The sequence below is a fragment of the Agrococcus beijingensis genome, assembly GCF_030758955.1.
Lineage (GTDB): Bacteria > Actinomycetota > Actinomycetes > Actinomycetales > Microbacteriaceae > Agrococcus > Agrococcus beijingensis.
The window spans coordinates 510,910-523,467 of sequence record NZ_CP132360.1; the positions used below are offsets into that span (position 1 = coordinate 510,910).

At 72.1% G+C, this 12,558-nt stretch carries 12 protein-coding genes; 7 read left to right on the forward strand and 5 right to left on the reverse strand.

Translation table 11 applies throughout. The annotated features are described in order from the left end of the window. Nucleotides 1–8: 8 nt before the first annotated feature. Together Q9250_RS02355 and Q9250_RS02360 are read right to left on the reverse strand one after the other, a co-directional pair. Nucleotides 9–695 (reverse strand): LysR family transcriptional regulator substrate-binding protein, encoded by a 687-nt coding sequence (locus tag Q9250_RS02355; protein ID WP_306232970.1) that lies wholly within the window; start codon nucleotides 693–695, stop codon nucleotides 9–11. Beyond that, nucleotides 696–1,325 carry an alpha/beta hydrolase gene (locus tag Q9250_RS02360; protein WP_306232971.1) on the reverse strand — a complete coding sequence of 210 codons (630 nt, stop codon included), beginning with the start codon at nucleotides 1,323–1,325 and terminating at the stop codon, nucleotides 696–698. Between the two features lie 78 nt (nucleotides 1,326–1,403). On the opposite strand from Q9250_RS02360, the gene Q9250_RS02365 reads away from it, so the two are divergent. From Q9250_RS02365 to Q9250_RS02385, 5 genes are all read left to right on the forward strand, one after another. Then, a complete protein-coding gene (locus Q9250_RS02365) occupies nucleotides 1,404–2,651 on the forward strand; it encodes a hypothetical protein (protein WP_306232972.1) in 1,248 nt (415 codons plus the stop codon). An 82-nt stretch (nucleotides 2,652–2,733) separates the two neighbouring features. Beyond that, entirely contained in the window at nucleotides 2,734–3,273 is a 540-nt protein-coding gene (locus Q9250_RS02370; RefSeq protein ID WP_306232973.1) for an NUDIX hydrolase family protein, read from the forward strand. Nucleotides 3,274–3,349: 76 nt separating this feature from the next. Then, the gene (locus Q9250_RS02375) at nucleotides 3,350–3,805 is read left to right on the forward strand and encodes a hypothetical protein (protein WP_306232974.1); all 456 of its coding nucleotides are present in this window, start codon (nucleotides 3,350–3,352) and stop codon (nucleotides 3,803–3,805) included. After that, nucleotides 3,802–4,860 (forward strand): L-glyceraldehyde 3-phosphate reductase, encoded by a 1,059-nt coding sequence (gene mgrA, locus Q9250_RS02380; RefSeq protein ID WP_306232975.1) that lies wholly within the window; start codon nucleotides 3,802–3,804, stop codon nucleotides 4,858–4,860. Before Q9250_RS02375 ends, mgrA begins: the two co-directional genes overlap by 4 nt. A 66-nt stretch (nucleotides 4,861–4,926) precedes the next feature. Further along, the gene (locus Q9250_RS02385) at nucleotides 4,927–6,411 is read left to right on the forward strand and encodes an MFS transporter (RefSeq protein ID WP_306232976.1); all 1,485 of its coding nucleotides are present in this window, start codon (nucleotides 4,927–4,929) and stop codon (nucleotides 6,409–6,411) included. A gap of 58 nt (nucleotides 6,412–6,469) precedes the next feature. Here the strand turns inward: Q9250_RS02385 and Q9250_RS02390 are convergent, their stop codons facing one another. Beyond that, nucleotides 6,470–6,928, reverse strand: a complete 459-nt coding sequence (locus tag Q9250_RS02390; RefSeq protein WP_306232977.1) for a SprT-like domain-containing protein — start codon at nucleotides 6,926–6,928, stop codon at nucleotides 6,470–6,472. A 95-nt stretch (nucleotides 6,929–7,023) separates the two neighbouring features. Further along, nucleotides 7,024–7,596, reverse strand: coding sequence for a hypothetical protein (locus Q9250_RS02395; protein WP_306232978.1), 573 nt, complete (start codon nucleotides 7,594–7,596; stop codon nucleotides 7,024–7,026). A gap of 163 nt (nucleotides 7,597–7,759) precedes the next feature. Between Q9250_RS02395 and Q9250_RS02400 the strand changes: the two genes are divergently transcribed. Next, nucleotides 7,760–7,927, forward strand: coding sequence for a hypothetical protein (locus Q9250_RS02400; protein ID WP_306232979.1), 168 nt, complete (start codon nucleotides 7,760–7,762; stop codon nucleotides 7,925–7,927). Nucleotides 7,928–7,957: 30 nt separating this feature from the next. On the opposite strand, the gene Q9250_RS02405 is transcribed toward Q9250_RS02400, so the two are convergent. Then, complete coding sequence (locus Q9250_RS02405) at nucleotides 7,958–8,797, reverse strand: spermidine synthase (RefSeq protein ID WP_422665064.1); 840 nt, start codon at nucleotides 8,795–8,797, stop codon at nucleotides 7,958–7,960. A gap of 269 nt (nucleotides 8,798–9,066) precedes the next feature. Between Q9250_RS02405 and rpoB the strand changes: the two genes are divergently transcribed. Beyond that, on the forward strand, nucleotides 9,067–12,537 hold the full coding sequence (gene rpoB, locus Q9250_RS02410) for a DNA-directed RNA polymerase subunit beta (RefSeq protein WP_306232981.1): 3,471 nt from the start codon (nucleotides 9,067–9,069) through the stop codon (nucleotides 12,535–12,537). Nucleotides 12,538–12,558 lie beyond the last annotated feature (21 nt).

The following is a 12,558-nucleotide window of genomic DNA, read 5'->3' on the forward strand; positions in this document are numbered from 1 at the left end:
CCCGCGGCTCAGCGCCGCTTGCCGGGCCCGGGCCTGCCGGAGCGGCCAGGCCCGCCGGGGCGGCGCGGACGGTTCGGGGTGGGCTTCGGCTTCGGCTTCGAAGGGCGCGGCTTGGCGCCGGTCGCCGCGTTGCCGGGCTCGACGCGATGCTCGCGGTCGCCGCGCGACGAATCGGCGCGCCGGCCGCGGGCGATGCCCACCAGCTCCTGGTGCAGGGCCGAGTCGGCCGTCTCGAGCCAGACGAGCGCGATCGTGGTCGGCGGCAGGTCGGTGACCACCCGGTGCCGGGTCTCCGGGCCGCCCAATGCCCGCGCGACCGCCATCGGCACGATCGCGAGGCCCGCGCCGGTCGCGACGGTCTCGAGCAGCTGCGCGCTCGTCATGTCGCCGCGCTCGAGCATCGGCTCGCCCGCGAGATCGGCGAGCGTGACCGTCTCGAACGCGACGATCGGGTGCCCCTTGGCCGAGACCACCACCGGCAGCTCCTCGTAGAGCGCCACCGTGTGCAGCCCCGCGTCGTCGATGGGGAGGCGAGCCAGGACGGCGTCGACGCGTCCCTCACGAAGCGCACCCGACGCATCCGCCTCGTCGATCGCGACCAGCGAGATCGGCACCTCGGGCAGCCGCTGCGCCCACACGCGCAGCCACTTGGCGGGCGTGACGCCGGGCACGCCGCCGAGCCGGAAGGGCTCCACCTAGACGCGCTCGAGGAACGCGACGATGTCGGCCAGCTCCTCGGCCACGATCGAGTGGGCGCGGTGATAGGTGCGCCGGTCGACGGCGAAGTGCTCGTCGAGCCAGGGCGCCGAGCGCTCGATCTTGTCGGGGTTGATGACCTCGTCGAGGTCGCCGATGGTCGTCAGCATCGGCAGCCGGGGCTGCCGCGCGGCCAGGGTCGCATCGCCGGCGAGCTCGCCGTTGTAGGCGAACGACGCGATGTGCACGACCGAGGCGAAGCGCTCGGGCGCGATGCGTGCCAGCTGCACCGCCATCGCGCCGCCCTGCGAGAAGCCGAGCAGGTGCACGCGGTCGAAGTCGTGCTCGAGCCCGTCGAGCCACGCGAGGATCGCCGCGGCGGACTCGTCGATCTGCGTGTGGTCGTCGCTGTCGCCCGGCATGAAGTCGAACCACGCGAAGCCGCCGCCGAAGGGGATGGGGCCGCGCAGCGAGGCGACGGTCATCGCGGGCGGCAGGTGCGGCGCGAGCCCGAACAGGTCGCCCTCGTGCGAGCCGATGCCGTGCATGACGACGAGCAGGTCGTCGGACCCGCCCTGGTCGGGTGTGCCGGGGCGCCAGAGCACCGCATCCGCGTCGATCTCGAGCATGCGAGCACCTCTCTGCGAGCGCCTCCGGGCGAGCGCTGTCACTGGATCACCGTAGCCTTGGAGCATGGGGTGCGACAGGTGACGAGCACGTCTGCGACCACGAAGATCGTGCCGCGCGCAGGGGCGACCCGCGCCTGGGCCGGCGGCTCGGCACCGCGCCGCCGGCCCAGCCGCGGCAAGCCCATCGGCCGCGTCGTCTCGCTCGACGCCGCGCGCGGGCTGCTCGTGCTCGCGACCGTCGCCTGGCTCGCCGCGCCGCGCCGACCCATCCCGGCCTCCGAGCCCTGGGGCGCCATCGGCATCGACGCGTTCGCCATGCCCGCGTTCGCGCTCATCGCGGGCTGCGCGTTCGCCATGGCGCAGCACCGCTCCTGGACGAGCGGCGGCCGCGTCGCCGCCCGCACCCTGCTGCTGCTCGCCCTCGGGCTGCTGCTCGCGGCCCTCGTCGCGCTCATCGTCGGGGCCGCCGTCGGCATCCCGTTCGACCCCGCCGCCGGCACGTTCGGTGGGCTCGAGCGGCTGCGGGTCGCGGGCCCCCTGCTGCAGCTCGCGGTGGCGATCGCGGTGCTCGGCTTCCTCGGGCTGCTCGCGGGCAGCTTCGCCGGCTGGGCCTTCGCGGTCGCGCTCGCGACGCTGCTCGGCTCGGCGGTGCTGTGGATGTCGGCCGCGTCGTGCGGCTCGCTGAGCGACGTGTGCAGCCCGGCGACCTTCGTCGTCGGCGGGGTGGCGGATGCCCTGGGCCAGCCCGCAGACCCCCTCGTCGTGCAGGCGGTCACGACCGTCGTCGCCGGCTTCGGCCTGGCGCTGCCCGCAGCCGCCGGCGCGGCGCTCGTGCACGCCTTCCTGCGTGCCCGCAGCGTGACCGGCCACCAGCGCGGCCGCGTGATCGGCTTCGGCCTGCTCGCCGCCGCCGTGTTCGGGCTGCTCGGCGTGATCGCCTACTTCACGCCGACGATGTGGGGGCAGCCGGCGCTCGAGCCGACGACGGCGCTGTGGACGCCGCCGCTCACCCTCGCGGTCGCGACGCTCGCCAGCCTGCTCGCGACCGTGATGCATCCGGTCATCGACACCGACCTGCGCGGCGGCACCTCGGCCGTGGGGGCGCTCGCCCAGCCGTTCGCCGCGGTCGGGCGCATCAGCCTGCTCGCCGTCGCGACCACGCTCGCCGTGCGCACCCTGCTCGAGGCGATGCCCGACCAGGATCCGGTCGGCTGGTTCGCCGCGCTCGGCGACATCCCCTCGGTGGTGCTCGGGCTGCTGGTGGTCGCGGCCTGGCTCGCGCTCGCGCTGTGGGCCGAGCGGCGCGGTCGGCGCCTGCGCCCCTAGCGCCTGCCTGTCGATGGCGGACCGATGCGGGGCGCCACGCGGTCGTCGGCGAATGCCAGGTCGAGGCGGCACAATGGGCCCCATGGCCGTGCGCACTCCCGATCCCAACCCAGGCTGGCTGAGCGACGACGATCTGCAGCACGCTCGCGAACGGCTGCCGATCCTCTACGTCGAGGCGATCCCCGTGCGGCTCGACGGCATGGGCCAGGTCACCGAGGTCGGCCTGCTGCTGCGCATGAACGAGCAGTCCGAGATCACCCGCACCGTCGTCTCGGGCCGCGTGATGCGCGGCGAGCGGGTGCGCGACGCCCTCTACCGGCACCTCGAGAAGGATCTCGGGCCGATGGCCTTCCCCCAGCTGCCGGCGAGCCCCGCGCCGTTCCACATCGCCGAGTACTTCCCGCTCATCGGCGACGGCCTCTACTCCGACGACCGGCAGCACGCGGTCTCGCTCTGCTACATCGTGCCGGTCACCGGCACCTGCGACCCGCGGCAGGACGCCCTCGAGCTCACCTGGCTCTCGCCCGAGTCGGCCGCGTCCGAGTTCATCGCCAGCGAAATGGAGGGCGGCCGCGGCTCCCTGCTGCGCGCTGCCCTCGCCCACTGCGGCGCGCTGCGCTGAGCCGGCGGCCGCGGTGCGTGCGGGGCGGCTCGGCGCGCGAGCGGATGCGCTCGGTCGCCATCCGTAGGCTGGTGGCATGAGCGCTCAGTACCAGGTGACCCTCGAGTGGGGCGTCGCGGGCCTGCAGGCCTCCGCCGCCGACGTGATCGTGCTGGCCGACGCCGACCGCGGCCCGGAGTCGGCCGAGCTGCAAGATTGTGCCCCGCGCACGACGCTTGTGCTCGACGCGACGCTCGCCAACGCATCCGACATCGCCCGTGCGGCGCTCGACGAGCAGGTGCGCCTGGGCGTGCGCGCGTCGATCGCGATCGTCGCCGCCGGCGACCGCTGGGGCGACGGGACGCTGCGCCCGAACGCCGCCGACCTGCTCGTCGCCGGTCGCGTGGTCGACGAGCTGGCCGAGCTCGGCATCGACTTCCACAGCCCCGCGTGCGCCGCGGCCTGCGCGGCATCGGTCGCGCTGCGGGGCGCCACCACCACCCTCGTCGCCGCGGAGTCCGCGGTGCGGCAGCAGACAGGAGCATCCCGATGAGCTGGAGCGCAGACCCCGCCCGCTACGACAGCGCGCGACCCGACGCCATGCAGTACCGCCGCGCCGGCCGATCGGGCCTGCGGCTGCCGGCGCTGACGCTGGGCCTGTGGCACAACTTCGGCGACGACGTGCCGCTCGACCGCCAGCGGAGCCTGCTGACGACCGCGTTCGACCGCGGCATCACGCACTTCGACCTGGCCAACAACTACGGTCCGCCGTTCGGCGCCGCCGAGCAGAACTTCGGCCGGGTGATGGCGAGCGACCTGCGCGCGCACCGCGACGAGATCCTCGTCTCGACCAAGGCCGGCTGGGACATGTGGCCCGGCCCCTACGGCTTCGGCGGCAGCCGCAAGTACCTGGTCGCGAGCCTCGACCAGTCGCTCGAGCGGATGGGCCTCGACTACGTCGACATCTTCTACCACCACCGTCCCGACCCCGACACGCCGCTCGAGGAGACCATGGGCGCCCTCGACCACATCGTGCGCACCGGCCGCGCGCTGTACGTGGGCGTCTCGAGCTACACCGCCGACGAGGCGCGGCAGGCCCACGCGATCCTCGCGTCGCTCGGCACGCCGCTGACGATCCACCAGCCGTCGTACTCGATGCTCAACCGCTGGATCGAGACGGATGGGCTGCTCGACGCCGCGGGCGAGCTCGGCTTCGGGGTCATCGGGTTCACGGCGCTGGCGCAGGGGCTGCTGACCGGCAAGTACCTCGACGGGGTGCCGGCCGACTCGCGCGCCGGTCGCGGCAGCGAGCGCAAGCCGCTCGACCCCCGCGTCTCGTCCGAGGCGGCCGAGCGCATCCGCGGCCTCGCCGCGATCGCCGAGCAGCGCGGGCAGACGCTCGCGCAGCTGGCGCTCGCGTGGGCGCTGCGCGACGAGCGGGTCACGTCGCTCACGATCGGCGCCTCGCGCGTCGAGCAGCTCGAGCAGAACCTCGGCGCGCTCGCGGGGCTGCGCTTCGGCGACGACGAGCTGGCCGCGATCGACGAGCTCGCCCGCGACGAGCCCGGCGTCGACCTGTGGGCGGAGGCGCGCGACTCGCGCGGCTGACGCTCCCCGCGCGCGCGGCGCGACTCGCCCCTCGCGCGTGCGGGCGGCCGCGATTACCGTGGGCGCATGGTCGCGACGCCGCAGCGCACCGGCAAGACGCAGCGCACCGCCACGGAGCGCACGTTCCTGCACGTGCTCGCGAACACGGCGCTGGCCAACCTCACGACCGCCTTCGTCTGGTTCGCGCTCACCTTCTGGGTCTACCTCGAGACGAAGAGCGTGCTCGCCACCGGCGTGGTCGGCGGCGCCTACATGCTGTTCGTCGCGTTCGGCAGCATGCTCTTCGGCTCGATCGTCGACCACCACCGCAAGCTGCGGGTGATGCTGCTGTCGGGCACGGTCACGCTCATCGCCTTCGCCGTCGCGGGCGTCATGTACCTGCTGCTGCCCGAGCCGGTGCTGCTCGACCTGACGGCGCCGTGGCTGTGGCTGTTCATGGCGATCATCCTCGGCGGCTCGGTCGTCGAGCACATGCGCAACATCGCGCTGTCGACGACGGTGACGATCCTCGTGCCCGACGAGCGGCATGCGAACGCCAACGGCATGGTCGGCACGGTGCAGGGCATCGCGATGATCGTGACGAGCGTCTTCTCCGGCCTCTCGATCGGCTTCCTCGGCATGGGCTGGACGATCGCGATCGGCATCGTCTTCCTCGCCCTCAGCCTCGCCCACCTGATGACGCTGCGCATCCCGGAGGACGTGGTGGTCGTCGACCCCGACGACACCGCCCGCGGCATCGACCTGCGCGGCTCGATCCGCGCGGTGCTGGCGATCGGCGGCCTGTTCGCGCTGATCATCTTCTCGACCTTCAACAACCTCATCGGCGGCGTCTACATGGCGCTGATGGATCCCTACGGCCTCGAGCTGTTCTCGGTGCAGATGTGGGGCGTCGTCTTCGGCGTCGCCTCGATCGGCTTCATCATCGGCGGCCTCGTCATCGCCCGGTTCGGCCTCGGCCGGCGCCCGATCCGCACCCTGCTGCTGGTCGTGATCGCGATGGGCGTGCTCGGGGCGCTGTTCACCATCCGCGAGTCGTGGCTGCTGTACGCGGCCGGCATCTTCCTGTACATGGCGATCATCCCGGCAGCGGAGGCGGCCGAGCAGACGATCATCCAGCGCGTCGTGCCGCTGCCGCGGCAGGGCCGGGTGTTCGGCTTCGCGATGGCGTTCGAGTCGGCGGCCGCGCCCATCACGGCGTTCCTCATCGCGCCGATCGCCGAGTTCGTCATCATCCCGTGGTCGCGCTCGCCCGAGGGCGGGGCGGCGCTCGAGCCGCTGCTCGGCACCGGCGTCGCCCGCGGCATCGCGCTCGTCTTCCTGATCTCGGGCATCGTCATGGTGATCGCCGGGGCGCTCGCGTTCCTGACGAAGTCGTACCACCGCATCAGCGACTCCTATGAGGCGTCGGCCCCGCAGGGCGAGGGCTCGCCGAGCAGCGCTCCCACCCCGGCGGTGCGAGGCGGCATGGCGGATGCGTCTGCTCCGGCCCCGGCGGATCAGTTGTCGAGGGGCGCGGTGAGCGAGGGCGGCAGCGCGGCCGACCCCAGGTAGGCCGATCGCATCGCGGCCGGCGCCGCGCCGCCTGCCGCCGCTGCGCCGCGTGCTGCGGTCACGCCGCCTGCTGCCGCCGCTGCCAGCGGATCTCGACGACGCGACGGGTCGACCGGGTGCACGGCTTGCACGCGTAGCGCCCGCGCGGGGCGCGGAACCGCACGTGCTCGTGCCCGCCGGGGCACAGCCCCACCCAGCCGGCCCGCTCGGCGGCGATCTCGCCCTGGTGCGTGCGCCCGCCGACGTAGCCCAGCTCGCGCGCGGTGCGCCGCCACTCGGGCCCGTGCCCCGCGGCGGCGCCGGCCATCGCGTGCGCGACCTCGTGCAGCAGCGTCTGGTGCACCTCGTCGTCGTCCCAGCGGGCGGCGAGGTGCTTCGAGACCGTGATGCGCCGCGTCGTGTAGTTCGTCAGGCCCGCGCGCTTCGCGGCTCGGTCGAAGCCGAAGCTCCAGGTGTCGTCGAGGTGCAGCCTGATGAGGGCCTCGGCCCACACCCGCACCCGTTCCAGCTCAGCCACCTGTCACCTCCACGACGGGAGCGAGCATGCCAGCAGCGGGCGGCGCGACGCGAACCGGCGGCGACGGCCTGTGGAGAGCATCGGCGCGCAGCGCGTCAGCGCCCGCCCCAGATGGGGTGCTGGGCGCGCGGCAGGTCCTGCTCGGCCCGCACCGCCTCGGTCTGGGCGCGGTCGGTGGCGACGAGCAGCGCGATCTCGGCCGCCTCGAGCTGCTCGGCGGGCAGGGTCGCCTCGCGGCACAGCTCGACCGCGACGGTGAAGTCGACGCATGCCTCATGCCAGTGCGCGAGCGCGAAGTGCACGGTGCCGCGCTGCTGCAGCGCGTGCGCCCACAGCTCGACCCAGTCGTTCGAGCGCGCCTCGGCGATGATCGCGGTGCACTCGCGCAGCGCCGTCTGCAGGTCGCCGCGCGTCTGCACGACCGCCGCGCGCAGCAGCCGCGCCTCGGCCACCCGGTCGCGGGAGCCCGAGGTGCGGGCCATCGCCACGGCCTCGCCGGCGACGGCCAGCGCCTCGTCGAGGCGGCCGATGCTCTCGAGCAGCCAGGCACGCTCCGAGACGGCGGCGAGCGAGCGCTCCTTGCCGAGCTCGCGCAGCCTGCGGGCCGCCGCCGCGACGTCGACGGCGTTGCGCAGCGCGGTCTGGTCGTAGCCGATCGACTCGCTCATCCACCCATGGTGGCGCACGTCGGCGCGTTCAGCGGGAGCACGCGCCGAGCCTGTGCACGAAGAGCGCCCTCGACCGGCCGCGGCGAGCCCCGCCGTCGATCCCGTCCACCAAATCCGACCCGGTGCACCGGGTCGGATTCGGTGCAAGGGGTCCGGTCACTGCGTGCGCCGTGTCGCCTTCGTGGAGCAGCGGGCAGGGTTCGGCCCCGGCACGCGCGCGAAAGCCGCCGGGCCGCCCGTCAGCGCCGACACCCGCATGGGCGCCGTCGAGCTGCTCGCCGACCCGTGGGGCACCGTCGTCGAGCTGCGCGTGGGCGCACCCGTGCAGTAGGCCGGCCGTCGGCCGGCGCGGAGGCCAGCGCTACCCGAACACGCCCTTGCCGGGCGCGGGGCTCGGCGTCGCGTCGGCGTCGCGGGCGGGCGAGGCGCCGCCCAGGAATCGCCGCAGCTCGGCGCCCGCCACCACCTTGCCCGGCAGCGGGTCTCGTCGCAGCGCGCGACCCAGCTCTTCGAGGTCGGGCAGCGCAGCGCCCGCGATCGCCACGACGTTGCCGAAGCGGCGGCCCTTCAGCATGCCGGGGTCGGCCAGTGCGGCGGCCTCGGCGTGCACCTCGAGCAGGGCGGCGAGCTGCCGTTTCGCGAAGGCGAGCGTGCGGTCGTCGGCGATGTTCACGACGACCACGCCCGTCGGGGCGAGCAGCTCGCGCACGAGCGCGTGGAACTCCACCGTCGTCACGTGCGCCGGCGTCTGGGAGCCGGAGAACACATCCACGATCACCACGTCGACGCGGCCGCGAAGGCCCGCCGGCAGGCGCGAGAGCTGCTCCCGGGCGTCGCCGTAGCGCACGCGCACGCTCGCACCGCGGGGGAGCGGCGCCACCTCGCGCACCAGCTCGACCAGCAGCGGCTCGAGCTCGATCACCTGCTGGCGCGACCCCGGCCGCGTGCGGTCGACGTAGCGGGGGAGCGTGAGCGCGCCGGCGCCGAGGTGCACCGCGGTCAGCGGCCCCGGCGGCAGCGCGTCGACGACGTGGCCGATCTGCTGCACGTACTCGTAGACGAGCAGCTCGGGGCGGTCGGGGTCGACGTGCGACTGCGGCGTGCCGTCGACCACCAGCTGCCACCCGCCGGACCCTGAGAAGCGCATCTCGGCATGCAGGCCGCTGGAGAGGCGGCGGCTGGGGGTGGTCACGCCGGACATTCTCCCGCGCGCCGGTCGGGGGATGGTGCACGATGGGCGCCCGCTACCATCCGGTCCCGAGCGGAGTCCAGGCGACACGCCGAATCGACTGGACACGGGGTGATCTGCACCGTAGTGTTGGTCCTTGCGCTCAAAGACATCCCCTCTGCCTTCATATTGCGGTCGGCGCGCGCCCGTTCAACCGGGCGCATCAGGGTGTTGACGAGTCTCTCACCGACGACACGATCCCGGGAAGACCCGCAACCTCTCCCGGCACGGAGGTATCTGCCTTGGCTGAACTGAGCCCCAAGACCGGTCGGAACGCAAGCCGACTGAGCTTCGCGCGAATCTCGGACACCCTGACCGTCCCCGACCTGCTGGCACTGCAGACCGAGAGCTTCGAATGGCTCATCGGTGACGATGCCTGGAAGGCGCGCCTCGAGCTCGCCACCGCCGAGGGGCGCGACGACGTCCCCGCGCACTCGGGCCTCGAGGAGATCTTCGAGGAGATCTCCCCCATCGAGGACCTGGGCGAGAAGATGCAGCTCTCCTTCTCGGAGCCGGTGCTCGACGTGCCGAAGTACACGATCGACGAGTGCAAGGAGCGTGGCAAGACCTACGCCGCGCCGCTGTACGTCTCGGCCGAGTTCATGAACCACGAGACGGGCGAGATCAAGTCGCAGACCGTCTTCATGGGCGACTTCCCGCTCATGACCCAGAAGGGCACGTTCATCGTGAACGGCACCGAGCGCGTCGTCGTCTCGCAGCTCGTGCGCAGCCCCGGTGTCTACTTCGAGCGCACTCCCGAGAAGAACTCCGACAAGGACGTCTTCTCGGCTCGTGTCATCCCCAGCCGCGGTGCATGGCTCGAGTTCGAGATCGACAAGCGCGACGCCGTCGGCGTGCGCATCGACCGCAAGCGCAAGCAGTCGGTCACCGTCTTCCTGAAGGCGCTCGGCCTGACGGCAGAGGACATCGCCAAGGAGTTCGCCGGCTACGAGTCGATCCTCGCGACGCTCGAGAAGGACGCGCCCCTGTCGAAGGAGGACGCCCTCCGCGACATCTACCGCAAGCTGCGTCCGGGCGAGCAGGTGGCCGCCGAGGCCGCCCGTGCGCTGCTCGACAACTTCTACTTCAACCCGAAGCGCTACGACCTCGCCAAGGTCGGCCGCTACAAGATCAACCGCAAGCTGGGCATCGACGCCGGCATGCGCGACTCCGTGCTGTCGGTCGACGACATCGTGGCGACGATCAAGTACCTGGTCGCGCTGCACGCCGGCGAGGCGACCCTGCCGGGCGTCCGCAAGGGCGAGCCGGTCGACATCCGCCTCGACACCGACGACATCGACCACTTCGGCAACCGTCGCATCCGCGCCGTCGGCGAGCTCATCCAGAACCAGGTCCGCACGGGCCTGGCCCGCATGGAGCGCGTCGTCCGCGAGCGCATGTCGACGCAGGACATCGAGGCGATCACGCCCCAGACGCTCATCAACGTGCGTCCGGTCTCCGCTGCGATCAAGGAGTTCTTCGGCACCTCGCAGCTGTCGCAGTTCATGGATCAGAACAACCCGCTCGCGGGCCTGACCCACAAGCGCCGCCTGTCGGCGCTGGGCCCGGGTGGTCTGAGCCGCGAGCGCGCCGGCGTCGAGGTCCGCGACGTCCACCCCTCGCACTACGGCCGCATGTGCCCGATCGAGACCCCTGAGGGCCCGAACATCGGCCTGATCGGCTCGCTCGCGACCTTCGCGCGCATCAACTCGTTCGGCTTCATCGAGACGCCGTACCGCCGCGTCGTCGACGGCCTCGTCACCGAGCGCGTCGACTACCTCACCGCGTCGGAGGAGGACGAGTTCGTCGTCGCCTACGCGAACAACCGCCTCGACGCGAAGCAGCACTTCGTCGAGGAGCGCGTCGTCGCCCGTCGCAAGGGCGAGGAGGTCGAGCTCGTCGACCGCAACATCGTCGACTACATGGACATCTCGCCGCGCCAGATGGTCTCGGTCGCGACCAGCCTCATCCCGTTCCTCGAGCACGACGACGCCAACCGCGCCCTCATGGGTGCGAACATGCAGCGTCAGGCCGTGCCGCTGGTGCGCTCCGAGGCGCCCTACGTCGGCACCGGCATGGAGGGCTTCGCCGCCATCGACTCCGGCGACGTCATCACCGCCACCGACGCGGGCGTCATCACCGAGGTCTCCGCAGACATGGTCTCGGTGCAGCTCGACGCCGGCGGCACGCAGCAGTACTTCCTGCGCAAGTTCGACCGCTCCAACCAGGGCACGTCGTACAACCACCGCGTGATCGTCTCCGCAGGCGACCGCGTCGAGGTCGGCGAGGTCATCGCCGACGGCCCCGCGACCGACCAGGGCGAGCTCGCGCTCGGCAAGAACCTGCTCGTCGCGTTCATGCCGTGGGAGGGCCACAACTACGAGGACGCCATGATCCTCAGCCAGAACCTCGTGAAGGACGACGTGCTCTCGTCGATCCACATCGAGGAGTACGAGGTCGACGCCCGCGACACGAAGCTCGGCAAGGAGGAGATCACCCGTGACCTCCCCAACGTCGGCCCCGACCTGCTGGCCGACCTCGACGAGCGCGGCATCATCCGCATCGGCGCCGAGGTCGTGCCCGGCGACATCCTCGTCGGCAAGGTCACGCCGAAGGGCGAGACCGAGCTGAGCGCCGAGGAGCGCCTGCTGCGCGCGATCTTCAACGAGAAGAGCCGCGAGGTGCGCGACACGTCGCTCAAGGTGCCTCACGGCGAGCAGGGCACGGTCATCTCCGTCAAGCAGTTCCGTGCTGAGGACGGCGACGACGAGCTCGGCTCGGGCGTGCACGAGAAGGTCGTGGTCTACATCGCGCAGAAGCGCAAGATCACCGAGGGCGACAAGCTCGCCGGCCGTCACGGCAACAAGGGCGTCATCGCGAAGATCCTGCCCGAGGAGGACATGCCCTTCCTCGAGGACGGCACCCCGGTCGACATCGTGCTGAACCCGCTCGGCATCCCGAAGCGCATGAACTTCGGCCAGGTGCTCGAGACGCACCTCGGCTGGATCGCGAAGACGGGCTGGAAGGTCGAGGGCAACCCCGAGTGGGCGGTCGACCTCGACGCGCGCACGCTCGAGGCGCCCGCGAACACCAAGGTGGCGACGCCGGTGTTCGACGGCGCGACCGAGGAGTCGATCATCGGCCTCCTCGACGCGACGCTCCCGACGCGCGACGGCAAGCGACTGGTCGACGGCTCGGGCAAGGCCTCGCTGTTCGACGGCCGCTCCGGCGAGCCGTACCCGTACCCGATCTCGGTCGGCTACATGTACATCCTCAAGCTGCACCACCTGGTCGACGACAAGATCCACGCGCGCTCGACCGGGCCGTACTCGATGATCACGCAGCAGCCCCTGGGCGGCAAGGCCCAGTTCGGCGGCCAGCGGTTCGGCGAGATGGAGGTCTGGGCGCTCGAGGCGTACGGCGCCGCCTACACGCTGCAGGAGCTCCTCACCATCAAGTCCGACGACATCGTCGGTCGCGTGAAGGTCTACGAGGCGATCGTCAAGGGCGAGAACATCCAGGAGCCCGGCATCCCCGAGTCCTTCAAGGTGCTCATGAAGGAGATGCAGTCGCTCTGCCTGAACGTCGAGGTGCTGAACGCAGCCGGCGACGTCGTCACGCTGCGCGATGACGAGGACGAGGCTCTCCGCACCGCCGAGGAGCTCGGCATCAACATCTCCCGGCCGGAGATGTCGTCGATCGACGACATCTGATCCAGCAGCCGCAGACAGAAC

Coding starts and splice junctions, on each gene's coding strand:
- Q9250_RS02360 (WP_306232971.1), bottom strand. CDS start 1,325: ATGCTCGAGATCGACGCGGATGCGGTGCTCTGGCGCCCCGGCACACCC.
- Q9250_RS02370 (WP_306232973.1), top strand. CDS start 2,734: ATGGCCGTGCGCACTCCCGATCCCAACCCAGGCTGGCTGAGCGACGAC.
- Q9250_RS02375 (WP_306232974.1), top strand. CDS start 3,350: ATGAGCGCTCAGTACCAGGTGACCCTCGAGTGGGGCGTCGCGGGCCTG.
- mgrA (WP_306232975.1), top strand. CDS start 3,802: ATGAGCTGGAGCGCAGACCCCGCCCGCTACGACAGCGCGCGACCCGAC.
- Q9250_RS02385 (WP_306232976.1), top strand. CDS start 4,927: ATGGTCGCGACGCCGCAGCGCACCGGCAAGACGCAGCGCACCGCCACG.
- Q9250_RS02395 (WP_306232978.1), bottom strand. CDS start 7,596: ATGAGCGAGTCGATCGGCTACGACCAGACCGCGCTGCGCAACGCCGTC.
- Q9250_RS02405 (WP_422665064.1), bottom strand. CDS start 8,797: ATGTCCGGCGTGACCACCCCCAGCCGCCGCCTCTCCAGCGGCCTGCAT.